Raw genomic sequence first — 23,516 nt, 5'->3', positions numbered from 1 at the left:
GTCGGTCGGTCGGTCGGTCGGACGGTACGCGACGCGCGCGCGCGCGCGCGCGCGCGGACGGACGCGCGGAGAGCGTGTGGCAACGGTAGAGATATTCGGTAACGTTGCCCCCTCATCCGGCCCTTCGGGCCACCTTCTCCCCGGCGGGGAGAAGAATAGGTGGCAACGTCCACCATATCTCGCCCCCTGTTCGGCAGGCGTCTCTCGCTGCCAATAACCATTTGATTAAACGCTGCTGCGGGCCTAAGAATCCGCGCCGAATGCGTTGCAGAATGGAATGGCTGAAATGAAGAGATATTATTCGGATATGGGCGGTCTGGCGGGGCAGACGGAACTGCTGTCGAGCAAGGCTGTTTTCAAGACGGCCTATGCGGTCATCCCCAAAACCGTCATGTCCGATATCGTGACGAGCGTGCTACCGCACTGGACCGGCACGCGGGCCTGGATCATTGCCCGGCCGATGACGGGTTTTTCCGAAACCTTCGCGCAATATATCGTCGAGGTGCAGCCCGGCGGCGGCAGCGACCGGCCGGAGCCCGATGAAAGAGCGCAGGCGGCTATCTTTGTCGTCGACGGTGAAATGACGGTGGAGTTCGAGGGCGCGCAGCATGCCCTGCGGGAGGGGTCTTTCGCTTTCCTGCCGGCCGGCTCGCGCTGGCAGCTGCGCAATTCCGGCAAGGCGCCCGTCAAGTTCCATTGGGTCCGCAAGGCGTTTCAGGCAGTCGACGGCCTTGAGCCGCCGCCGGCGATCTTTTCGCATGAGGATGAGATTGCCCTGTCGGCCATGCCCGACACGGACGGCAAGTGGGCGACGACCCGGTTCATTGATCCGGAGGATGTGCGCTACGACATGCATCTCAACATCGTCACCTTCCAGCCGGGTGCGACCATTCCCTTCATGGAGACCCATGTCATGGAACACGGTCTCTACGTGCTGGAAGGTAAGGCCGTCTACCGGCTGAACGAGGACTGGGTGGAAGTGGAGGCGGGCGATTTCATGTGGCTGCGCGCCTATTGCCCGCAGGCCTGTTACGCGGGCGGGCCGGGCCGGTTCCGCTATCTGCTCTACAAGGATGTGAACCGGCATGTGAAGCTCTGGTAACGGGCGGCATATCGCCTGAAACCGTGAATTATCGCGCAATCCGCGGGCTTGCGCGATAAATGCTTGCTTTAGATCAAATATCCCTAATAAATCCCAATATGCGGTTGGCGATCGCTGCTCCGCATGATTTCGGCATCCGCCCGCATTCATCCTGAAGAAGACTGCCCGTATGATTGAGACGATCGATACCAATATCTTCAATCTTGCGCCCGTGGCGATGTGGATCGAAGATTTCAGCGCGGTGAAGAACCAGTTTGATATCTGGCGGGCGGAGGGTGTCGAGGATATCAGGACTTTTCTCCTGGAGGATTTGTCCCGCGTCGCGGCATGTTCGCAGAAAATCCGCGTGCTTCAGGTCAACGCCAAAACGCTGGAGCTGTTCGAAGCGCGCGATCAGGCGCATCTCGTCGACAATCTGCACCGGATTTTTCGCGATGACATGCTCGAAAGCCACGTGAACGAGCTTTCGGAACTCTTTGCGGGCAAGACGGAATTCACCAGCAATGCCGTCAATTATTCGATCGGCGGAAAGCGGCTGGATATCCAGCTGCGCGGCGCGGTCATACCCGGCCATGAAGAAACGCTCGGGCGGCTGCTGCTGACGACCGAAGATGTGACGGAACGCGAGGAGGCGCGCCGAAAGGAGCTTGTCAACCGCCGTTATGCCGAAGGCATGTTCAAGCACTCGCCGGTTTCCCTCTGGGTGGAGGATTTCAGCCGGGTCCGTCGGCTGATTGAGGAAGTCAGGGAACGCGGCATCATCGATTTTCGGGTGTTCATGGACGTGCATCCCGAATTCGTTCGCCAATGCATGAGCGAAATCCGGGTGATCGACGTCAACCGGGCGACGCTGGATCTGTTTTGCGCACCGGACCGGCAGGTTCTGTTGCAGCGACTCGGCGATATTTTCCGCGGCGAGATGGAAAAGCCGTTCCGTGAGCAGTTGATGGAGCTTTGGAACGGCAATCTCACCCATCACCGCGAGGTGGTGAACTACGCGCTGGATGGTTCGGAGCGGCATGTGCTGCTGCATTTTTCCGTTTTTCCGGGCCATGAGCGCGACTGGTCGCTGGTGCAGGTGGCGCTGACGGACATCACCGCGCGCAAGAAGGCGGAAGCCTATCTCGAATATCTCGGCAAGCACGATGTGCTGACCAAGCTGCATAACCGCGCTTTCTATTCCGATGAGCTGAACAGGCTGGATCGCAGCGCGCTGCGCCCGGTTTCGGCCATCGTCATCGATCTCAACGGTCTGAAGGATGCCAATGACAAGCTGGGACACGATGCCGGTGACGCGCTTCTGCGGCGCATGGGCGAGGTTCTGAACGGCGTCGTGACGACGCCCAACCATGCGGCGCGCATCGGCGGCGACGAATTCGCCATCCTGCTTCCCGGGGCCGACAAGCAGATCGCCGCCGCCATGGTCGATACCGTTTATGAGCTGCTGAAGATCAATAACCAGTTCTATTCCAGTGCGCCGCTCAGCCTGTCGCTCGGTGTTGCAACCAGCGAGGCCGGCGAGACGATGGAATCGCTGGTGCGCCGCGCCGATATGAATATGTACGAGCAGAAAAATGCCTATTATGCGGCGCTGCGTAATAGATCCGCCGATAATAGCGATGCGACGAAGACCAGCCCGCAGCCTGAAACCACCTCGCTGAAGCGCCTGTTCTGACGTTCAGGCGGCCACGGCTCTTTGACGTGCAGGGCCGTTCCTGCTTGTTGCAACGGACCCATCGTCTTCACCGATATGCCCGATAAGCCGCATTCCTCGATCTTCGATGGGCTGGCCGGAATGCAGACGCGAGCGGTCTCAGCTTGTCGAGGGACTTTCCTTCAGCCTCGACGTCATCCTCGGGCTTGTCCCGAGGATCTGCCAACGTCTGCTCGGGGCAGGCCCGAGCATGACGGAAGGGGCGGGACTTCACTGGTCCGACTGTTGCCTCCGGCTAGTCGCGATATGTCCCGCCTTTAACGCCATTTATCTTCCGTCCCTTGTAACCGTGCCCTGTCCAATCCGTCTCGCCCGCTTTCACAACCGCGTGAGAGCGCTGTTGCGCTGCAACAAATCCATTGCCAGAATTTTACATACGTCTTAGTATGTATGTAAATGTGACCTATTTTATGGATTCGGAGCGCAGGATGGCGAAGAGATTGGGACAGATCGTGGCGGTGTTCTTGACGGGCATCGTTCTGGTCGGATGTAGCGATGAGCAGGCGTCTGCGCCCGGCGCGCCTCCACCCGGCGCGGTGAAAGTCGTGACGGTGAAGCAGGAAGAATTGCCCATTAACAATGAATTGCCGGGGCGGATCGCGCCGACAAGGCTTGCCGAAGTGCGCCCGCGCGTTTCCGGCATCATCGTCGAACGGGTGTTCGAGCAGGGGTCGCTCGTCAAGGAAGGTGACGTTCTTTACCGGATCGATCCCGCACCGTTTCAGGTTCGTGTCGACAGCGCGGAAGGAACGCTGCGCCGGGCGCAGGCCGCGCAGCTGCAGGCGCGGCAGACGGCGGACAGGCAGCAGCAATTGCGCCGCTCCAACGTTGGTTCCCAGCAGGAATTCGACAACGCCATCGCCCACCTGGCGCAGGCGGATGCCGAGGTGGCCGTTGCCGAAGCCGGTGTCGCCGAAGCGAAGCTCAATCTGCAATATGCTAACGTCACCGCACCGATCAGCGGCATGATCGGCCGGGCGCGGATCACCGAAGGCGCGCTTGTCAGCGCCACCGGTTCGGAAAATCTCGCGACGATCCAGCAGCTTGATCCGATTTATGCCGATTTCACCCAGCCCGCCGCCGATCTCATTCGTCTGCGCAAGGCCCTGCAGGACGGTCAGCTGATGACCGGCCCGAATGAGGCCGAGGTCAACCTCCTGTTCGATGACGGCAGCCGTTATCCTATTCCCGGCCGCTTGCTGTTTTCCGAAGCCGCGGTTGATGAGACCACCGGTCAGGTGACGTTGCGTGGCGAATTCCCCAATCCGAATGGCGATCTGCTGCCGGGCATGTATGTCCGCGTCCAGATCCAGCAGGGTATTGAGAGGGCAGCCTTCGCCGTGCCGCAACAGGCCGTGCAGCGCGATGCGGGCGGGCAGGCGAGCGTGCTTGTCGTCAACGCGGAAGACACGGTCGAGCAGCGGCGTGTCAGCGTTGGCCGTGCCATCGGCGACCGCTGGGTGATTTCCGAAGGGCTGAAGGATGGCGATCGCGTGGTTGCCGAAGGTTTCCAGAAAACCGCCCCCGGCGCGAAGGTGAAGCCCGAGCCGTGGTCGCGCGAAGCCGATGTCGCCGCCGCTGACGGGGCGGCTGCTCCGGCTGCGAAGCAATAAGGACCGATTTCATGGCACGTTTTTTTATCGATCGGCCCATTTTTGCCTGGGTCGTCGCCATCTTCATCATGCTGGCCGGCCTTCTCGCCGTTCCCATGCTGCCGATCGCGCAATATCCGAATGTGGCGCCGCCGCAGATTTCGATCGCGACCACTTATCCGGGTGCCGCGCCGGAAGACATTTACCAGAGCGTCACACGTCCCATCGAGGAGGAGCTGAACGGGGTTCCGGGTCTTCTTTATTTTGAATCGACCTCCGAAGCCTCCGGCAGCATTTCCATCAACGTCACCTTCGCGCCGGGCACGAATATCGGCGAGGCGCAGGTCGAGGTTCAGAACCGCATCGCCCGTGTCGAGCCGCGCCTGCCGCAGGCCGTCACGCAGCAGGGCCTGCGCGTCGAACAGGCGGGCACCTCGTTTCTGATGATGGTGGCGCTCACCTCCATGGATGGCAATACCGACGCCATCGGTCTCGGTGACTATCTCAGCCGTAACGTGCTCGGCGAATTGCGCCGCGTGCCGGGTGTCGGCAGCGCGCAATTGTTCGCCACCCAGCGCTCCATGCGTATCTGGATGGATCCGGACAAGATGCTCGGCCTCAGCCTCACCTCGTCCGATGTCATCTCCGCCATCCAGGCGCAGAACTCGCAGGTTGCCGCGGGCCGCATCGGCGCGTCGCCAAACCCGATCGGCCAGCAGATTTCGGCGACCGTCAACGTGCAGGGTCAGCTGACCTCGCCGGATGAGTTCGGCGCCATCGTGCTGCGTGCCAATCCGGACGGCTCCTCCGTGCGGCTGCGCGATGTGGCGCGGGTGGAAGTGGGCGGTGAAAGCTACGCCTTTTCCAGCCGCCTGAACGGCAAGCCCAGTGCGGCCATCGGCGTGCAGCTGTCGCCCACCGGCAATGCCCTGCAGACTTCCGATGGCGTGCGCGCCACCATGGAGGAACTGTCGCGCTATTTCCCGGCGGGTCTGGAATATGAAATCCCCTACGACACCAGCCCCTTCGTTAAGATCTCGATCCAGAAGGTGATCAATACGCTGGTCGAGGCGATCATCCTCGTCTTCGTGGTGATGTTCGTCTTTCTTCAGAATATCCGTTACACCATCATTCCCACGCTCGTGGTGCCCGTGGCGCTGCTCGGCACCTGCGCCATCATGTATGTCTCGGGTTTCTCGATCAACGTTCTGACCATGTTCGCCATGGTTCTCGCCATCGGTATTCTGGTCGACGACGCGATCGTCGTCGTCGAGAATGTCGAGCGCATCATGGCTGAAGAACACCTGTCGCCAAAGGAGGCGACCCGCAAGGCGATGGGCCAGATTTCCGGCGCCATCATCGGCATCACGCTGGTTCTGACGGCGGTGTTCGTGCCCATGGCCTTCTTCCCGGGTGCTGTCGGCATCATCTACCAGCAGTTCAGTCTGACCATGGTGGTGTCCATCCTGTTCTCCGGTTTCCTCGCGCTGTCGCTGACACCGGCGCTCTGCGCCTCGTTCCTGAAGCCGATCAAGGCCGGACACCATGAAAAGAAAGGCTTCTTCGGCTGGTTCAACCGCGGCTTCGACAAGGCGTCGCATAAATATTCCTCATCGGTTGGGTCGATCATCAAGCGCTCCGGCCGCTTCATGGTCATCTATGCGGCGCTGCTTGCCGGCCTCGGCTGGGCCTATATGCAATTGCCGAGCTCCTTCCTTCCCAATGAGGATCAGGGTTACCTGATCGTCGACATCCAGGCGCCGGCGGAAGCAAGCAGTGACCGTACCCTGCAATCCATCCAGCAGATCGAAAAGATCTTTCTGGAAGAGCCTGCGGTTGACCGTGTGATCGCAGTTTCCGGTTTCTCCTTCTCGGGCTCCGGCCAGAATGCCGGTCTCGCCTTCGCAACGTTGAAGGACTGGAGCGAGCGTGGTCCGGAGGATTCCGCCAATGCGATCTCGGCGCGGATAAATGCCAAGCTGTGGGGCTTGCCGGACGCGATGTCCTTTGCGCTTTCGCCACCGCCCATTCAGGGTCTCGGCAATTCCAGCGGCTTCACCTTCCGCCTGCAGGACCGTGCGGGTGCGGGACAGGCAGCGCTGAGCGCCGCCGGTGCGCAACTGATGGCAGCCGCGCAGCAAAGCCCGGTTCTCGCCGGTCTTCGTATCGAAGGCATGCCGGATTCCGCGCAGGTCAATCTTCTCATTGATCGCGAGAAGGCCAATACATTCGGTGTGACCTTCAGCGACATCAACGCAACCATCTCGGCCAATATGGGTTCGTCCTATGTCAACGACTTCCCCAATGCCGGCCGCATGCAGCGCGTGACGGTGCAGGCGGAGCAGGGTCAGCGCATGAAAACGCAGGATCTTCTGCACCTCAACGTTCGCAACGCCAATGGCGGCATGGTGCCGATCAGCTCCTTCGCCTCGGTTGAATGGGTCCGCGGTCCCTCGCAGGTGGTCGGCTACAACGGTTATCCGGCCATCCGTATCGGCGGACAATCGGCGCCGGGTTACTCTTCCGGCGATGCCATTGCCGAGATGGAGCGTCTGGCGGGTGAATTGCCTGCTGGTTTCGGTTTCGAATGGACCGGCCAGTCGTTGCAGGAAATCCAGTCCGGCTCGCAGGCGCCGGCGCTCATCGGGCTCAGCGTCCTGTTCGTCTTCCTGCTTCTGGCAGCGCTTTACGAAAGCTGGTCCATTCCGCTCTCCGTCATGCTGGTGGTGCCGCTCGGCGTCATCGGTTCGGTGGCGGCGGTGATGTTGCGCGGCATGCCAAACGACGTCTACTTCATGGTGGGCCTCATCGCCATCATCGGGCTGTCTGCGAAAAACGCGATCCTGATCATCGAATTCGCCAAGGATTTGCGGGCAGAGGGAAAATCCACCTATGATGCCACAGTCGAGGCGGCGCATTTGCGCTTCCGGCCGATCCTGATGACCTCGCTTGCCTTTTCGCTGGGCGTGCTGCCCATGGCGATTGCCTCCGGTGCGAGCGCGGCCAGCCAGAACGCCATCGGCACCGGCGTGCTCGGCGGCATGATCTCGGCAACGATCCTCGCGATCTTCTTCGTTCCCGTCTTCTTCGTTTTTGTCATGAAGATTTTCGGGGATCGAAAGAAGGAGAATGAGATTGCTGCTGACGCCGTATCGCCTGCGGAATAAAACGGATGGAGAGGCCCGCACTTTCATCTGATTGAGTTCATGTGACTGACAGCCTGGCAATGCAGAAGGCACGGTGCGAAGGCACCGTGCCATGATTGGAAGGAGACATCAGCATGCGCCGTACCAAGGCCGAGGCAGAAGAGACCCGGCAGGCGATTCTTGCCGCTGCCGAGCGGGTGTTTTTCAAGAAGGGCGTGGCCAACAGCTCCCTGGACGAGGTGGCGGCCGCCGCCGGTGTGACGCGTGGTGCGATATACTGGCATTTCTCCAGCAAGAGCGACCTTTTCATCGGGCTTTATGAATCGGTCGCCTTGCCCGAATCGGATCTGCTTGATTTCGACGATCCCGATCTGAAAGGCTTGGCGCTTCTCGCCAAAATCGAGGAAGCCGCTTGCAAGTGGCTGGCCCTGCTGGCGGGAGACGAACAGCGCCAGCGCATCATGACCATCAGCCTGCGCACCAACTATTCCGATGAGTTCGCACCGGTTCTGCACGCGCAGGAGGAATTGGACCGTTCCCAGAAAGAGCGCCTCGAGGCGGTTTTCGAGCGTGCGGAGGCCGAAGGTGCCTTCAATGACAACTGGACAGCGGAATCGGCACTCGATGCGATCTACTGGCTGATAAAGGGCATGTGTTCCGACTGGCTGCTTTTTGGCAAGCGTTTCGATCTGGCCAGGGAAGGCGCGGAGGCCGTGCATCGTCTGATGAAGGGTTTTCAACGTTTTCCGGCGTGATGACTGGATTTTTGCACCCGCTGGCGCAGTCAAATTTAAGTGTATTCTAAAAGACCAGCGAAATTTGCTTTACGTACCTCAAAACGGACGCTAGCTTCTTTCTCGAGCTTTGGGAGGAGTTCGCAGATGGTCATTTCAAATAAAATTAAGGGGCAAGCGCCGTCCGTTCGCACCGGATATCGGTGACGGCACATGGTTTTTGCTGAAGCGTCTCCAGACCCGGCCCTTATCCGGACGGTCGGGCTGTCGAAGTCTTTTGGTCCGGTGCAGGTTCTCAAGGATATTGAGATCGCGGTGCGCGCCGGCGAGGTTCACGCCATCATTGGCGAGAACGGCGCTGGCAAGTCCACGCTGATGAAGCTGCTTGCCGGCAATGAGAAGCCGTCGGGCGGCGAAATCCAGATTGACGGCGAGGCCGTTACGCTGAGCGGCCCGGTGGATGCCGAACATCGCGGCATCGTTCTCGTGCATCAGGAAATATTGCTGGCACCGGATCTGACGGTGGCGCAGAACATCTATCTCGGGCGCGAATTGCGCAAAGGTCCGATGGTGGACGACCGCGCCATGCGCGAGGGCGCCCGCAAGGCAATCGGCGATCTTGGCGGCACGATCGATCCGGACGCCATCGTTGGCAGCCTGTCGATTGCCCAGCGGCAGCTGGTGCAGATCGCCCGTGTGCTGCTGGTGCCGCATCGCGTGGTGATTTTCGACGAGCCGACCGCGAGCCTTACCCCCATTGAAACCGATGCGCTGCTGAACGTCATCCGCGACATCAGGGCGAAGGGTGTGGCGGTACTTTATATTTCCCACCGCCTGCCGGAGGTGAAGGAGATCGCCGACCGGGTAACGGTGCTGCGCGACGGCAGGCTGGTTGCCTCCCATCCGATATCGGCCCTCGAGCCGGCGGATATGGCGCGGCTGATGGTGGGGCGCGACGTGGCGAAGCTCTATCCGGACCGGCACGCCGGTGGCGAACACGAGCCGGTTTTGCAGGTGGAGCATTTTACCGTTCCAGGCTACGCACAGGATGCCGGTTTCAGCCTTCGTAAAGGCGAGATTCTCGGTTTTGCGGGTCTCGTTGGGGCAGGCAGAACGGAGCTTATGGAGGGCGTTCTTGGCCTGCGGCCGGGGCGCGGGACGATCCGCCATCTCGGCAAACCCGTGCATTTCGCCAAGGCGGAAGACAGCCTGAAGGCCGGTATTGTTTACCTGAGCGAGGACCGCAAGGGCAAGGGATTGCTGCTGACCAAGGATCTGCGGATCAATCTCACGCTGGCCTCGCTCAAGAAATTCAGCCGGCTGTTCCAGATCGACACCCGCCGCGAGACGGCGGCGCTCGACGGGGCGATCCACGATTTCGATATCCGCACCGGGCGCAAGGATCTGCTGGCGGGCCAGCTTTCCGGCGGCAACCAGCAGAAGCTGCTGCTTGCCAAGATGATGCTGCTCGATCCGTCCATCGTCATCATCGACGAGCCGACGCGGGGTATCGACATCGGCACCAAGGAGCAGATCTACCGCTTCATTGCCGGGCTTGCGGATGAAGGGCGCTCGGTCATCGTCGTTTCCTCGGAAATGCCGGAGCTGATCGGCATTTGCGACCGCATTCTGGTGATGCGTTCGGGCAGGATCGTCGGCGAGGTGACCGGGGAGCGCATGACCGAAAACGACATCGTGGCGCTGGCGACGGGCGTTCACACGCAGGAGGTTGCCTGAGGTGATCATGCGCAAGGGGAAAAATACTGAGGGGAAACATGACTGAGGCCGCACTTGATAACGGCAAGACGCCGAAGACCTCGAAGGACTGGGATCTGCGCGCCGTGGCGCCTTTTGTGGCGCTGGCCCTGCTTCTGGTTCTCGGCACCATCGCCAATCCCAATTTCATCGGCATCGACAATCTGCTGAATGTCGTTACCCGCAGCGCCTTCATCGCCATCATTGCGCTCGGCGCCACCTATGTCATTACATCCGGCGGGCTTGATCTTTCCGTCGGTGCGATGGTCGCTTTCGTCGCCAGCCTGATGATCCTGTTCATGAACAGTGGTGTCATCGCCAGTCCGCTGTTGATGCTGCTCGCCGCCATGGCGCTGGCTGTCGCCATCGGCGCGGCCTGCGGGCTGGCCAACGGTCTCATTACGACCATCGGCCGCATCGAACCTTTCATCGCCACGCTCGGCACCATGGGCATCTATCGCGGGCTGACCACCTGGCTGTCGCAGGGCGGTGCGATCACGCTGCGCAACCCGGAAATCCAGACACTCTATCGCCCGGTCTATTTCGGCAACGTCTTCGGCGTGCCTGTGCCTGTTATCGTCATCTTCGTCACGGCCGCCATCGCCGCCTTCGTGCTTTACCGTACCCGTTACGGCCGGCATCTGACAGCCGTGGGTTCCAGCGAGGATGTCGCACGATATTCCGGCATTTCGGTCGCGCGGGTCCGCACCATCGCTTATGTCGTGCAGGGACTTTGTGTTGCGGTGGCGGTGCTGCTTTATGTGCCGCGTCTCGCTTCCACCTCGGCCACGACAGGCATGTTGTGGGAATTGCAGGCCATCACCGCCGTCGTTGTCGGCGGAACCGCGCTGCGCGGCGGGGTGGGGCGCATCTGGGGCACGATCTGCGGCGCCTTCATTCTGGAGATCGTCGGCAACATCATGATCCTGTCGAACTTCGTCAGCGAATATCTGATCGGCGCCATTCAGGGTGCGATCATCATCATCGCCATGCTGGTGCAGCGTTCGCTCAGCCGCAGATAGCAGGGCGAGCGATGGGGAATTTGGCCGCGTTATGTGGGGCAGGCGCGGTTGTAAGAGGAGGAACGCCCCGGTCTTGGGAGGAAAGAGACTATGCGTAGTAAATTCATCGGCGTGGCCTTTGCCGCGCTGGCCACGGTGCTTGCGGGTTCAGCGCATGCGCAGGACAAGAAGGTCACCATTGGCGTATCCATTCCGGCGGCCGACCACGGCTGGACGGCCGGCGTCGTCTACCATGCCGAGCGGGTGGCGAAACTTCTGATGCAGGAACATCCGGGTCTGAACGTCATCGTCAAGACCTCGCCGGATGCCGCCAACCAGGCAAACGCGCTTCAGGACCTTGCCGTGCAGGGGCTGGATGCGCTGGTCGTGCTGCCATCCGATCCCGATCCGCTGGTCAACGCCATCAAGGAGATCAAGGACAAGGGCACCTTCGTCGCGCTGGTCGACCGCGCGCCGAGCGTCAACGACAATTCGATCCGCGATCTCTATGTTGCCGGCAACAACCCGGCGCTTGGCCAGGTGGCGGGCGAATACATCAAGAAAACCACGCCGAACGCTGAAGTTGTGGTCATTCGCGGTCTGCCTATCCCGATTGACCAGCAGCGTCAGGACGGTTTCGACAAGGGTATCGCCGGCTCGGGCGTCAAGGTTCTCGACCGTCAATACGGCAACTGGAACCGCGACGACGCCTTCCGCGTGATGCAGGACTACCTGACCAAATACAAGAAGATCGACGTGGTCTGGTGTCAGGATGACGACATGGCGATTGGCGTTCTGGAGGCGATCCAGCAGGCGAAACGCACCGATATCCAGTATATCGTTGCGGGCGCCGGTTCCAAGGACATGATCAAGAAGGTCATGGACGGCGACAAGCTGGTGCCGGTCGACGTGCTCTATCCGCCGGCAATGGTGGCGACCGCCATGCAGCTGACGGCCGGGCATTTCTATGATCAGGTGCCGGTTGCGGGTGAGTATATTCTCGACGCAACGCTGATCACCAAGGACAATGCCAAGCAGTTCTACTTCCCGGATTCGCCGTTCTAATAAGGGGTCCGGCCACGCGATGCCCGCTGGAAGGCGGGCGTCGATGCTGCTAAAAGTTTTGCCGAGGCTTGAATTTGGCGAGGCGATTGCATCCCCATTCCGTCACCCCGGACTTGATCCGGGGTCCAGTGCGATCAAGTCCTTGATCGCGGGAGAGTCCTTTCACGGCGCAGACGCGCCGTGGCTGGATGCCGGATCAAGTCCGGCATGACGCTCGGGGAGCGTCAGCTACGTCACCCGTTTTTGCGAAACCACGCCGAGAGATAATCCACGAAGCTGCGCACCTTGGCGGGCAGGTAGCGGCGATGCGGGTAGACCGCATAAATACCGCGATCCTTGGAAATATAGTCATCGAACAGCGTCACCAGTTCACCGGACTGGATATAGGGTCTCGCGATGAAATCCGGCACGAGCGCAATGCCGAGCCCGGCGCGGGCGGCACGCAGTGTCGCCTGCGGGCTGTTCACCTCGATCGGTCCGCTGATGGCGACCGAGTTCGAGCCGCCATCCGGCTCGAGATAACGCACCGTATTGTGGAAGCGGGTGTTGGTGTCGATGATGAAAGGAACGCGGGCGAAATCCTGCGGTCCGTCAAGCGGTCCATGCTGGGCCACAAAATCCGCCGTCGCCACCGCATAGACCCGGAAATCGGAAAGCTTGCGGGCGATGAGGCCCGAATCCTCCAGCCGCGTGATTCGAACCGCAAGGTCGAAACCTTCCTCGATCAGATCGACGAATCGGTCCTCGGCGACGATTTCCAGCGACAGTTCCGGATTTTCCTTGGCAAAATCGATCAGGCTCTGGCCGACATCGGCGTCGATGAAGGTGCGGGGAACCGAAATCCGGAGCTTGCCTTTCAGATCGGCATTCTTCTCACGCACCAGATCGGCGAGGTTGTCGATCTCCTTCAGAATGTCGGACGCGGTGCGATAATAGGTGTGCCCGGCCTCGGTCAGCGAAAACTGCCTTGTCGTGCGGTTAAGGAGCAGCGCGCCGAGATCATCTTCCAGTTCCCGCACATATTTGGACAAAAGCGCCTTGGAACGCCCGGTCTTGCGCGCAGCGGCGGAAAAACCCTCCGCTTCGACAACATCGATAAAGGCGCGGATGCGGGTGAGCGTGTCCATGGGAATCCTCCGGTTCGTTCCATATAATTGAACGCTGGGGGCTGACTGTTCAACCCTAAATTCGCTGCCGAAAAAATCCGCGATTTGATGAAAAAATCCTCTTGATTATGACTGCGAATATTCTTATTTCACGGGCTGCCCAAAGTCGCACGTGCCCATGTGTGTCCGCCGATTCCTCGATGTGGTGAGGATTTAGGTAAGGTACCTGGAACTAACCCCTCCAGTCGCTATTCCGGCCAACCGGAAAATGCGAGGACATATGAAGCAACGACGGTGCGGGCCTTTCTGGTTCTCTGCCGGCTTTCCATCAGCCGGGGTACTGAAGAGGCACACCATCATTGCCTGAAGTGCGGTCGGGTCAATCCCTCCAATCGATGGCAGACAAAGCCGAATGATGCTCTGGCAGGGCGTCGTTCACATTTGCGCCTTGAGCGTATGCTATCGAATCTGCGCCTCCACCGGCTGATTCGTCTGCATATCTCGAGCGTCCTTTGTCCTCCGGATTTTCCGGAGCCGGTTTTATAGGGAATATATCGATGACGACTGCACGCATTCTCGACTTCATCAAGACCCGACGTCCCGAAGGCCCTTGCCTTGTGGTTGATCTCGACGTCGTGCGCGACAATTTCAACGCGTTCCGGCACTCCCTGCCGAACAGCGCTATCTATTATGCCGTGAAGGCAAACCCGGCTCCCGAAATCCTGAAGCTGCTCGCTTCGCTCGGCTCCAACTTCGATTGCGCCTCCGTGGCTGAAATCCAGATGGCGCTCGATGCCGGTGCAACGTCCGACCGCATCTCCTTTGGCAATACCATCAAGAAGGAACGCGATGTTGCCCGCGCCCATGCGCTCGGCATCGATCTTTTCGCCGTGGACAGCCATGAGGAAGTCGAGAAGGTTGCCCGTGCCGCTCCCGGCGCGCGCGTCTTCTGCCGCGTGCTGACGGATGGTGAGGGCGCCGAATGGCCGCTGTCGCGCAAGTTCGGCTGCGTGCCGCAGATGGCCGTCGATGTTCTGGTCTATGCACATCAGCTGGGTCTCGAATCCTATGGCGTGTCTTTCCATGTCGGTTCGCAGATGATGAATCTCGACGCATGGGATGCGGCGCTGGCCGATGCAAAGCGGGTCTTTGCTTCGCTCTCCAAGCAGGGCATCCACCTGCAGATGGTCAATATGGGCGGCGGTTTCCCGACCAAGTACCTGCGTGACGTTCCGGCTGCCGAAGAATACGGCCAGGCAATCGACGCGGCGCTGCGCAAGCACTTCGGCAACCAGATCCCGAAGACGATCATCGAGCCGGGCCGCGGCATGGTTGGCAATGCGGGCGTCATCAAGGCGGAAGTTGTTCTCGTCTCGAAGAAGTCCGACAATGACAACCACCGCTGGGTGTTCCTCGACATCGGCAAGTTCGGCGGTCTCGCCGAGACGATGGACGAGGCGATCCGTTACCCGATCCGCACCGAGCGCGATCAGGACGAGATGCAGCCCTGCGTTCTGGCCGGTCCGACCTGCGACAGCGCCGACGTGCTGTATGAAAAGAACATGTACCCGCTGCCGGTCTCTCTGACCATCGGTGACGAAGTTCTGATCGAAGGCACGGGCGCCTATACGACGACCTATTCGGCGGTTGCCTTCAATGGCTTCGAGCCGCTGAAAGCCTACGTCATCTAAAGTATCCGACCGAAAAGCATAACGCGTTTTCGGGAAATCCGATGCTTCGATAAAAGTCCGAGCGCCGTCCGCTGAAAAGGGCGGCGTCTCGACCAAGCTTCCGTTCCGGCCCTGCCGATTGTGCTGTTGCGCAAATCCCTGCTTGCTGCTCCTCTTCCAGCCGAGGAAAGCGTGTCGGCGGGCCGGAACGGCTCCACCATTTTTCATCAAGGGCCGCGTGTGGGCGGTTGTGTGACGGGAGGCCAAGGATGGCCGCTCTTTTGAATTCGGTACGGGCATTTTTCACACCGCAGACATTTCATGTCGATCAGGAAAATCCGGGCGATGTCGTTGCCCGTGAGAACCTGCTGGACCGCGCCATGGGCGCCGGCCGCCGCCGCAAGTCTTCCGAAAAGCTGCGTGCCGGCCGCGTTCCGGCCGAAGGCCTGGCGCTGGTTGCCCGTGATGAGGATGGCCATGTCATCGGCACGGTGCGCCTGTGGAATGTCGAAGCCGGCATTTCGCGCGAAGGCCGCGTCGTCGAAGCGCTGCTGCTCGGTCCGCTGGCCGTCGACGCCGCCCATGAGGGCAAGGGCATCGGCTCGGCGCTGATGCGTGCGGCGATCTCCGAAGCCACAAAGCGCGGCCACGGCGCCATTCTTCTGGTTGGTGACGCCCCCTATTACGAGCGTTTCGGCTTCTTCGCCGAGAAGGCCCAGCACCTGATCATGCCCGGCCCGTTCGAGCGCAGCCGTTTCCTGGCGCTGGAACTGAAGGCTGGCTGGCTGGAAGGCGCTGCCGGCCTTCTGGTGGCAAGCGGACGCAGGCTCTCGGCCTGAGACGAACAGTGCCGCCGGTCCGGCCCAGCTATATGCCGGGACCGGACCGCCGGAAATTCTGTTTCCGCAAAATAGTCTTTCATGCAAAGCTGCGATATCGGATTGGGTGCCGGTTTGCAGGGCAGGCGATATCGTAAAGCCTGCCCGTTTTCTGTGTCGGCCTGTATGTGCTCCGGTGTGATTTTCAGCAGCGGGGATCAGGCATGCAGGCAACTCTTCTTCGTGTAAACCGCGACTACCGCCTTCTTTTCTCCGCCAGTGCCGTATCCAATCTTGCCGATGGCATATCCATGGTGGCGATACCCTGGCTTGCCACGCTGCTGACGAGCGATCCGCTGCTGATCTCCATGATTGCGGTGGCGCAGAGGATGCCCTGGCTGCTCTTTGCGCTTCCTGTTGGTGTCTGGACGGATCGGAGCGACCGACGCCTGCTGATGGTGCGGGCCGATCTGGCCCGGCTGGCGCTGATGATCTGCGCCGTTGCCATGATCTCCGCCACCACGGCGCTTCCTCGACCGGCGGATGCCGGTATGACGGGGATTTTTTCGCTGGCGGTGATCGCTTTTCTGCTTGGCTGCGCAGAGGTCGTCCGGGACAATGCGGCGCAGACGATCCTGCCGGCACTGGTTGCCCCCGGTGATCTCGAACATGCCAACGGCCAGATGTGGAGCGCGGAACAGGTTACGGGCCAGTTCATCGGCCCGCCACTGGCCGGCCTTTTGATTACCGCCGGTATCGCCTTTCCCTTCGGTCTGGATGCCGGGTTTTATGCGGCATCCGCCCTGCTGATCTGGTTGATCGTGCTGCCGCCGCGCAAACCGTCCGGCACCTTTGCCTTCTGGCCCGCATTGCGGGAGGGGCTTGGCTGGATGCGGCATAACAGGATGATCCTGCGGCTTGCCCTCATGCTGGGCATTATCAATGCCGTTTTCATCGGCGGAATGACGATCCTTGTCCTTTATGCGCAGGAAGTGCTTCAGTTGTCGGCGACAGCCTATGGTGTGTTGCTGACCTGTGGTGCGGCCGGCGGCGTTCTCGGCGGGCTGGCCTCACCCTGGCTTGCCCAACGGCTGGGCGCGCGGAAAAGCCTTGTTCTGGCGCTCTGCACCTTCGCGCTGTTCAATCTGGCGCTTGGCCTGTCCGGCTCCGTGCCACTTGTGGCGGTGGGCCTGTTTTTCGAGGCCGCAGCCGGCATGCTCTGGAATGTGGTGACGGTCAGTTACAGGCAAAGGCGCATTCCCGATGAGCTGCTCGGCCGCGTCAATTCGGTTTACCGGTTTTTCGGCTGGGGCGCGATGTCGTTCGGTGCGCTTGCCGCAGGTTTGCTCGTCACCCTTGCCGAGCCCGCGCTTGGCCGTATCGCCGCGCTCCATCTGCCCTATCTGGTCGGGGCGGCGATTTGCACTGTTCTGGCACTATATGGTTTGTTCCGGCTGCGCTTCTGAAACATGGCGTCTCAACCGCCATTTCGCGATCATGTGCGAATATGTGTGCGGAGTCACGGAATCTGACCGGGGAAATACTTAAATGAGGGTATTTTTGCACGTCATTTTGACCGGGGAGTCAGCTTGAAATGGCCAAAATCCACAACGTATTGATTTCGAACAACAAAAATTGGTCGAAATTTTTGCTGTTTTTAAGTTCTTGATCGACGTCAGTTCCCGAAATTCTACCTTTCAGCCACGGTAGACGAGTGCCGTTCCTCAGCGCGCGGCGTTGTCCCTTGCGTGGCAAGCGATGATTGGTTCTAAATCGAATTCAAGGAGCAGAGCCAATGAACGATCCGTGGTCGAAAGAACCAAAACCCAGCAATCGAGCAATACTTGACCATTTTGAAGATCAAACAGCACGCACCCGATTGCACGCTGAAGTGATCGGGAAGTGGACTGCGGAAGGTGCGATCCAATATGATTTTGACGACCTTCCCGAAACGATTGATGACGTCCGTGAGGTTTCATTTTCGGACCTCGGGATCGAAGACAACGCATTTCTAATTCGCTTCCGTGAGGGGGCTAGCCCCTATCTCGACGAGAAGCGCGAAGTGTTCGTAGAGGGCGTCTTTGTTTTGAAGCAATCTTACGAAGGCAACGAGGGAGCATTTGTCACACTCGTAGCAGGTCGCTCGGGTCATGGTGTGAAACCGTCAGCAGACACTTCGCGGATCGCGAGTGCGTGGATTGATGCAGACCGATCCGTGGATGACGGCTTGACGCACTTCGGGCTGGTAGGCGATCCGGTTATCCTGGGGTCCAAAAATCTGTTCGAGATTGAGATGTTATTGGGGGAGGCGATTGCCCGTGTGGGCGCGACGGTGAAGTCGGACCTGATACATCCGGACCCCTACCGCATTTAAGAGCTAATGCTTTCGGGTACGAGGGTGCTTAGTTGAGGCAATGCCAAGCGTCTGGGTTGCCGAGCGATAGATCGCATACTCGGCCAATCATTTAGCTGACAACACAAAACAAGCCACGCCGCGTACACGCCCGCCGTTCGCTCATCTGGTGATAATCCATTAGATGAGCGAACGGCGGGCGTCACGACTTCCTTCCCAAAAAGCGATTAGTTGATTTGTAGATCGCCGCCAACACATCTCTGGCTTGTGCCGCCTGAATAGCGCCGGTATGTTGGGAATCAAGAATACCGGGCGGGATAATCTTGCAAAAAGACGATCTTCAAGCTGTTGATGCTCCTACAAAATGGCCAGGTGCTAACGCCCGGTTGCTCGGTGTTGGCGTCGGTTATGGTCTTCCAGTCAAGCCACTCGACAGGCTCGGGCTGTTCAGCCCAGATGAGTTCGAGCGGTTTGTGCTCGAATGGGCCCATGGTTATCTGAAGGAAAAGCTTGCGGGGGTAACTGATGTCCAGCAACGCGGCGGTGCAGGCGACAAGGGCCGTGACATCGTCGTGTGGTTTGGCGCGTCGGGCGCTCCGGATCGGTTTTGGCATCTGTACCAATGCAAGCGTTATAAAGGAAAGATCGGTGCCAAGATCGGCCTAACTGAGATAGGAAAGGTTCTGTATTTTGCGTCTATCGGCAAATTTTCCATGCCGAAGGAGTATTGGTTCGTAACCCACAAAGGGGTCACGAATGATTTCCAGGACCTAGTAGATCAGCCTAAAAACCTGAAGGCCGAGCTGATCGCGAACTGGGACAGTTATTGCTCTAAGGAGATTGTCGGTAAATCGGTCATCAAGCTTGGAGGCGACTTACTGAAGTTTGTGGAGGGCATCGACCTCTCGATAGTCAAGATCAAGCAACCCCTTGATATACTCAAGGAACACGCCGAGACTACTTTCCATGAGATAGTTTTTGGCAAAAAGCTGAGTGAACGAGGTCCTCCTCCAACTCCGCCTTCCACAATTGCGGAAGAAGAGCGCGGGTACGTTCGGCAGCTTTACGAGGTGATTAGCGAGATGATTTCCGCGCCGGTGACAGAACAAGCTGATTTCGCGACCCACCGCAAATCCGCTACATTGTTCGAGCGTTCGCGCATCACGTTTTACAGCGCTGAAGGGCTCAAACGCCTCGCCCATGATCAGATGCAACACGTCGAATTCTTTCATGATCTGGTGAAGAAGTTCGGGGACGGCCTATATCATACCTACAATGGTCCGGCGGCCAGCGGTCATGAACGTCTAACTGCGACGGTCAAAGCCGCCCAACATCAGGAGATCGACGCACACGTTCTCAAGCCTCACATGGAACCATTGGATCGTGAAGGCATATGCCATCATCTGGCGAACGACGGCATAGCGAAATGGTGCCAGAATGACTAACGCCGCGCTCGCTGAAACAAGACCGCAACCACCGCGCTTGTTCAACACTCCAGTCGAATGCGGTTTTCGGTTGCTGTTCATATTGTCAGCATCCAAGCCGGCTCTATTCGACGTTCAACGCCTCATCAGCTACGACTACCTCGTCGTTCACTCCGGAGACGTCGACCGGTCGCGTCCGAGCCTACACCCTGCGGTGCCGAACCGCGGAGTGGAATGGATTATAAAGCGGCAGATCGTCAATACCGGTCTATCCCTGATGTGCGCGAGAGAGCTTGTAGTCAGGCACATGACTGATCGCGGAATCTATTATTCCGGCTCCGACCTCACATCCGCTTTTGTCGGACTTCTGAAGACAAGTTACGCCGAAGGTTTGCGGGATCGTGCCAAATGGGTAGCCGAGAGGTTCGACTCATACACCGATGACCGTCTACAGGCCTACATGGCGGACCAGGTGGGAAAGTGGGGAGCGGAATTCGATGCCCTTGCAGCCGTGAAGGATATTGTTCTCTGATGTCGCGAATAGCTGAGATACGGATGACGGGGAGGGGCCAGCTCGACGCGATGATACGCTTCAATCGTGGCCCAAACGTGATTTCTGGCGACTCCGATACCGGGAAGAGCTACCTCGCGAGGCTCGTCGACTATGTCCTCGGTGCAGATGAGCTAAAAAAGACGATTGATGAAGCTGCCGACTACGAGACGGTTTGGCTCGAATTCAGGAACGCCGAGGATGAGGTTCTCACTCTGGAGCGAAGTCTTCAGGGTGGCGAGGTACTCGCCTATTCCCTTTCCATCTGCGACGTGATCGGCGACGACAATTTCGAAGCGCCTCGCCCCGATGAGGAACGGGTTCGCAGCGATGACAATCAGGTGGAAATCCTCGCCTCGAAGCGCCAGGGGCGGTCAGTTGTGCCCGATGTCACTTCGAGGGTGTTTCCGTTCTTCGGGCTGCCTGAGACAGTGACGCTGCGGAAGAATGCAGGCGGCGAGACCCAGCGATTGTCAATCCGTACCATGCTACCGATATTCCTTGTCGATGAAAACGACATCATCACCGAAGGCTCTCCCATTTTGAGGGGTGGGTTCGGCGACACGGCAGAGAAGCGCATGTTTTCGTATCTCTTAACCGGAAAAGACGACGCTAGTATCGTCGCCCAGGAAAAGCGAGAAATCGTCTCTGCGCGGCTTCAAGCGCAACGCGATCTCTTAGCGGACCTAATTGCACCTTTGAACGCTCGTCTGAAGGAGCGGAAGGCAGATGAAGAAGAGGAGAGTATCAACCGCCTGGAAGATACCATCAACAGATTGTCGGAAGCTCTTGAAAGAAACGCGGCCGAGCGCTCGCGGCTTCAGTCAGAGAGAGGAACCGTCTACCAGTCGCTTGTGAAGTCCGAGACACAGGTTGTCGCCCTCGATGCCATGCTGACCCGTTATAAGCTGCTTGACGAAAGATATTTGTCCGACCTCCAGCGTCTCGATTTCATTGCGGAAGGCTCTTACTACCTTGATGGACTGCAGACCAACGCTTGCCCCTTATGCGGGCAATCGCTCGACGGAGCGGACCACGACCACGCAGATCATCTTGGACCTAAATTCAGCTCTGAAGAGGTTTATGCATCGGCTTCGGCGGAGGCTGCCAAGATACGTGGATTGCAGGCTGATCTGCAAAACGCGATCTTCGACCTGCGACGAAGGCGCGATGACTGGAAGCGTGGCGCAAGTGAAGACGCCGCCCGGCTACAGGAGATCGACAGACTACAAGACGCCGTTTTAGCCCCTGCCCGTCAACAGACCAAAGCATCGCTGGACGACGTAGTGAAGAAGCGGCTTGATCTACAGTCAGCTCGCGCCGACCGCTCCGAAGCCGCGAAGCTCGAGAGGATGAAGGCGGAACTTGAAAAGGCTATTGAGGAGCCCCACAAGAAGCTGAAATGGGCTCCTCTCGATCCCATGGCCACGACCGAACTGTGCAAGGAGATCGAAGCGGTCCTCAAGGATTGGTCTTGGAAAGACGACGTCAGAGTCGAATTCGAGGAAAGCCAATATGACATTAAGGTCAATGGGAAAGTCCGTCGTGCTCACGGAAAGGGATTCCGAGCAGTAATGCATGCGGCTATTTCGGTGGCATTGTTGAGATATTGCCGCAGCCGCGGAAAGCCGCATCCGGGATTTATTGTGCTCGACTCTCCGCTGACGACTGTGAAGCAAGGTCGCGGTCAAACGGACGTTGAAACTGACGATGGCCGGATTGAGCCTATGATTGAGCCCAAATTCTGGGAGAGCTTAGCGTCTGTCGATCCGTCTATGCAAATAATCGTTCTCGACAACAAGGAGCCGCCACCTGAGCTGGCCGACAAACTGAACCTACAGATTTTCGCCGGCCTTGGGGCTAAGCCAGGCGAGCGGAGGGGTTTCATTCCCGACCGTGCCACAAACAAGTAATAAGGAATGACGTGGCGGTAGGTCTCTCGCTTGGCTGCAGACCGGAAGGGTGATTGTCGATGTTGCCACAGCTCAGTTTGAGAAGTTCGATGAAGCGGTTTTCGTGTAAGCGCACCCACCCTCCGCGGTCGTGATAGTCGATAGGACCGCATACGGCCTGGGACACAGCGCCGATTTTCCTGGAGTTGAAGCAAGAACGCGTTTGAGGGAAAAGAAGTACCGGCGCTCATCGCCCCGTACGACCATCATGCCCGCCAGTTCATTCTCACTGATCCTTCTGAAGTAGTCAGTTCGGTGTTGACGACGTGAGTGTCGGAAAATTTGGTGCTCATTAGTTCCGACGGATGGACCATAACGTCATCGAGGAGCAAGGGCCGCCCACTGAGTGCTACGCGTTTGAGTTCGCCTCTGACGTTTTTTGCAAGCAGACTGATCCGGTGGATTCCCATTCGCTCGGACGCTTCTGTGATCGAGAGCATATTTGGATCAAGCGAGCTCGTGGTGAGATCAGGCGGGTGTTACGTCTCCCTCGGTGACCGATTTGATCGAAGTCGAGATGACGCAAGACGCCAATCCCATTTTGGAACATCTCAATTGTCAACAGTTACAAAGGTTTGCTTGAATTTCTTGCTTGCAGGCATCGTTCCGATGTGCTCCAGTATCAACAACATTGGTAACCGGGCGACGTCGCAGAGAAGGAGGATATGAGCTATGCAGTATGTGCATCAGACCCGAAATCATATCCCGGCGTTTGACCAGTCGGTTGCATTTGATGCCCTCCATGGCTTGGACGTAGACATCCTTGCCGGCCGCACTATTCTGGCTTCTCAGTCAGAAGATGTCTCTTTAGCCGAGTCCATACATCGTCGAAGACGACGATGGTTAACGGCAAACAAGGAGACATCATGCCGAATCTCGATCTCACCCGAACTGGTCGCCAAGAAGACATTCGTGGTCGGAATATTCACACGGTAGCTTCAGCTTCCGAAGGAAATATCTCTGAGCATGGAAACGAGGATCGCTTCCATGTCAGCTTCGTGGGTGGACCTGACGAAATCTATGATCAAGTGAAAGAATGGCTGGAGCAGCGTCCGGGTAACCTTGGCGACATCGTCACAGTGCGGAAGAGTGGATCACTAACCTTCGAAGATGCGCCCGATGGTGACTGGTTGGGCCGCTACGCCGATGTGATCTGGGAAGAAACGCTACCGATGTGGGACTTGGATGGTCCTGACGGCGAACCCATGGGAGCCTTCGATGCCGAAGTTCTTCAGCGTTTGATCGAAACTCACCCGCAGTCGTTCAAGGCTCTTCTCGCGGATGAGGGAGAGAAGGATGAGCAGCATAGCCCGTTCCTTGCATCGTTCTATTGCTACTAGAATCGTAGCCCCGGAGTTGATCCTCTGGGGCTACGTATTTTTTTCGGGCCGAACGCTACGCCCTCTATTGACCTGACAGAGAAGTTTGATCCGACTGCATGGTTGCACGTGATGCACTGAACCCGCTCGGCGTTTACGGTAGGCTTGTCGGTGACTCACCTTACACGACTGATGAGCGCGGCAATCCTCCAATA

18 protein-coding genes are annotated in these 23,516 nt (G+C 58.7%); 16 read left to right on the top strand and 2 right to left on the bottom strand.

Annotated features, from left to right (window positions below):
- Positions 1-277 precede the first annotated feature (277 nt).
- The 8 genes from AGR13A_RS15480 to AGR13A_RS15445 all read left to right on the top strand — a co-directional run bounded on the left by AGR13A_RS15480 (position 278) and on the right by AGR13A_RS15445 (position 12,109).
- Positions 278-1,102 carry a bifunctional allantoicase/(S)-ureidoglycine aminohydrolase gene (locus AGR13A_RS15480; RefSeq protein ID WP_080837239.1) on the top strand — a complete coding sequence of 275 codons (825 nt, stop codon included), beginning with the start codon at positions 278-280 and terminating at the stop codon, positions 1,100-1,102.
- A gap of 169 nt (positions 1,103-1,271) precedes the next feature.
- On the top strand, positions 1,272-2,777 hold the full coding sequence (locus tag AGR13A_RS15475; protein WP_035220746.1) for a sensor domain-containing diguanylate cyclase: 1,506 nt from the start codon (positions 1,272-1,274) through the stop codon (positions 2,775-2,777).
- 425 nt (positions 2,778-3,202) lie between these two features.
- A complete protein-coding gene (locus tag AGR13A_RS15470; RefSeq protein WP_167377558.1) occupies positions 3,203-4,429 on the top strand; it encodes an efflux RND transporter periplasmic adaptor subunit in 1,227 nt (408 codons plus the stop codon).
- Positions 4,430-4,440: 11 nt separating this feature from the next.
- Positions 4,441-7,575 carry an efflux RND transporter permease subunit gene (locus AGR13A_RS15465; RefSeq protein ID WP_035220744.1) on the top strand — a complete coding sequence of 1,045 codons (3,135 nt, stop codon included), beginning with the start codon at positions 4,441-4,443 and terminating at the stop codon, positions 7,573-7,575.
- Between the two features lie 113 nt (positions 7,576-7,688).
- Entirely contained in the window at positions 7,689-8,309 is a 621-nt protein-coding gene (locus AGR13A_RS15460) for a TetR family transcriptional regulator (RefSeq protein WP_080837237.1), read from the top strand.
- A gap of 192 nt (positions 8,310-8,501) precedes the next feature.
- Positions 8,502-10,025, top strand: a complete 1,524-nt coding sequence (locus tag AGR13A_RS15455) for a sugar ABC transporter ATP-binding protein (protein ID WP_080837234.1) — start codon at positions 8,502-8,504, stop codon at positions 10,023-10,025.
- Positions 10,026-10,063: 38 nt separating this feature from the next.
- On the top strand, positions 10,064-11,065 hold the full coding sequence (locus tag AGR13A_RS15450) for an ABC transporter permease (protein ID WP_080837230.1): 1,002 nt from the start codon (positions 10,064-10,066) through the stop codon (positions 11,063-11,065).
- Between the two features lie 90 nt (positions 11,066-11,155).
- Positions 11,156-12,109 (top strand): substrate-binding domain-containing protein, encoded by a 954-nt coding sequence (locus tag AGR13A_RS15445; protein WP_035220741.1) that lies wholly within the window; start codon positions 11,156-11,158, stop codon positions 12,107-12,109.
- 233 nt (positions 12,110-12,342) lie between these two features.
- On the opposite strand, the gene AGR13A_RS15440 is transcribed toward AGR13A_RS15445, so the two are convergent.
- On the bottom strand, positions 12,343-13,236 hold the full coding sequence (locus AGR13A_RS15440; protein ID WP_035228200.1) for a LysR family transcriptional regulator: 894 nt from the start codon (positions 13,234-13,236) through the stop codon (positions 12,343-12,345).
- A gap of 536 nt (positions 13,237-13,772) precedes the next feature.
- Here AGR13A_RS15440 and odc2 point away from each other — a divergent pair.
- From odc2 to AGR13A_RS15405, 7 genes are all read left to right on the top strand, one after another.
- Positions 13,773-14,906, top strand: a complete 1,134-nt coding sequence (gene odc2, locus AGR13A_RS15435; protein WP_080837224.1) for an ornithine/lysine decarboxylase — start codon at positions 13,773-13,775, stop codon at positions 14,904-14,906.
- 248 nt (positions 14,907-15,154) lie between these two features.
- Positions 15,155-15,724 (top strand): GNAT family N-acetyltransferase, encoded by a 570-nt coding sequence (locus AGR13A_RS15430; protein WP_080837222.1) that lies wholly within the window; start codon positions 15,155-15,157, stop codon positions 15,722-15,724.
- Between the two features lie 203 nt (positions 15,725-15,927).
- Positions 15,928-17,169: an MFS transporter gene (locus AGR13A_RS15425; RefSeq protein ID WP_080837220.1), complete on the top strand. Its 1,242-nt coding sequence runs from the start codon at positions 15,928-15,930 to the stop codon at positions 17,167-17,169.
- 329 nt (positions 17,170-17,498) lie between these two features.
- Positions 17,499-18,077: a hypothetical protein gene (locus AGR13A_RS15420; RefSeq protein ID WP_139786078.1), complete on the top strand. Its 579-nt coding sequence runs from the start codon at positions 17,499-17,501 to the stop codon at positions 18,075-18,077.
- A 302-nt stretch (positions 18,078-18,379) separates the two neighbouring features.
- Positions 18,380-19,501, top strand: a complete 1,122-nt coding sequence (locus tag AGR13A_RS15415; protein ID WP_308400256.1) for an ABC-three component system protein — start codon at positions 18,380-18,382, stop codon at positions 19,499-19,501.
- Complete coding sequence (locus tag AGR13A_RS15410) at positions 19,494-20,012, top strand: ABC-three component system middle component 2 (RefSeq protein WP_080837213.1); 519 nt, start codon at positions 19,494-19,496, stop codon at positions 20,010-20,012. The genes AGR13A_RS15415 and AGR13A_RS15410 overlap by 8 nt, the downstream gene beginning before the upstream one ends.
- A complete protein-coding gene (locus AGR13A_RS15405) occupies positions 20,012-21,943 on the top strand; it encodes a hypothetical protein (protein WP_080837211.1) in 1,932 nt (643 codons plus the stop codon). The genes AGR13A_RS15410 and AGR13A_RS15405 overlap by 1 nt, the downstream gene beginning before the upstream one ends.
- A 72-nt stretch (positions 21,944-22,015) precedes the next feature.
- On the opposite strand, the gene AGR13A_RS25220 is transcribed toward AGR13A_RS15405, so the two are convergent.
- Positions 22,016-22,264 carry a DUF4334 domain-containing protein gene (locus AGR13A_RS25220; RefSeq protein WP_139786129.1) on the bottom strand — a complete coding sequence of 83 codons (249 nt, stop codon included), beginning with the start codon at positions 22,262-22,264 and terminating at the stop codon, positions 22,016-22,018.
- A gap of 584 nt (positions 22,265-22,848) precedes the next feature.
- Between AGR13A_RS25220 and AGR13A_RS15395 the strand changes: the two genes are divergently transcribed.
- Positions 22,849-23,322: a hypothetical protein gene (locus tag AGR13A_RS15395; protein ID WP_139786077.1), complete on the top strand. Its 474-nt coding sequence runs from the start codon at positions 22,849-22,851 to the stop codon at positions 23,320-23,322.
- Positions 23,323-23,516 lie beyond the last annotated feature (194 nt).

It is taken from the genome of Agrobacterium genomosp. 13 str. CFBP 6927 (assembly GCA_900012615.1).
Lineage (GTDB): Bacteria > Pseudomonadota > Alphaproteobacteria > Rhizobiales > Rhizobiaceae > Agrobacterium.
Note: the sequence above shows the minus strand (reverse complement) of the source record. Positions and strands in the feature narration are given on the sequence as shown.

Bases quoted from the DNA above. Each gene is read 5' to 3' on its own strand.
- odc2 (WP_080837224.1), top strand. From the start codon at position 13,773: ATGACGACTGCACGCATTCTCGACTTCATCAAGACCCGACGTCCCGAA.
- AGR13A_RS15425 (WP_080837220.1), top strand. From the start codon at position 15,928: ATGCAGGCAACTCTTCTTCGTGTAAACCGCGACTACCGCCTTCTTTTC.
- AGR13A_RS15470 (WP_167377558.1), top strand. From the start codon at position 3,203: ATGTATGTAAATGTGACCTATTTTATGGATTCGGAGCGCAGGATGGCG.
- AGR13A_RS15410 (WP_080837213.1), top strand. From the start codon at position 19,494: ATGACTAACGCCGCGCTCGCTGAAACAAGACCGCAACCACCGCGCTTG.
- AGR13A_RS15440 (WP_035228200.1), bottom strand. From the start codon at position 13,236: ATGGACACGCTCACCCGCATCCGCGCCTTTATCGATGTTGTCGAAGCG.
- AGR13A_RS15455 (WP_080837234.1), top strand. From the start codon at position 8,502: ATGGTTTTTGCTGAAGCGTCTCCAGACCCGGCCCTTATCCGGACGGTC.
- AGR13A_RS15445 (WP_035220741.1), top strand. From the start codon at position 11,156: ATGCGTAGTAAATTCATCGGCGTGGCCTTTGCCGCGCTGGCCACGGTG.
- AGR13A_RS15420 (WP_139786078.1), top strand. From the start codon at position 17,499: ATGAACGATCCGTGGTCGAAAGAACCAAAACCCAGCAATCGAGCAATA.
- AGR13A_RS15450 (WP_080837230.1), top strand. From the start codon at position 10,064: ATGACTGAGGCCGCACTTGATAACGGCAAGACGCCGAAGACCTCGAAG.
- AGR13A_RS15475 (WP_035220746.1), top strand. From the start codon at position 1,272: ATGATTGAGACGATCGATACCAATATCTTCAATCTTGCGCCCGTGGCG.
- AGR13A_RS15460 (WP_080837237.1), top strand. From the start codon at position 7,689: ATGCGCCGTACCAAGGCCGAGGCAGAAGAGACCCGGCAGGCGATTCTT.
- AGR13A_RS15480 (WP_080837239.1), top strand. From the start codon at position 278: ATGGCTGAAATGAAGAGATATTATTCGGATATGGGCGGTCTGGCGGGG.
- AGR13A_RS15395 (WP_139786077.1), top strand. From the start codon at position 22,849: ATGCCGAATCTCGATCTCACCCGAACTGGTCGCCAAGAAGACATTCGT.
- AGR13A_RS15430 (WP_080837222.1), top strand. From the start codon at position 15,155: ATGGCCGCTCTTTTGAATTCGGTACGGGCATTTTTCACACCGCAGACA.
- AGR13A_RS15405 (WP_080837211.1), top strand. From the start codon at position 20,012: ATGTCGCGAATAGCTGAGATACGGATGACGGGGAGGGGCCAGCTCGAC.
- AGR13A_RS15465 (WP_035220744.1), top strand. From the start codon at position 4,441: ATGGCACGTTTTTTTATCGATCGGCCCATTTTTGCCTGGGTCGTCGCC.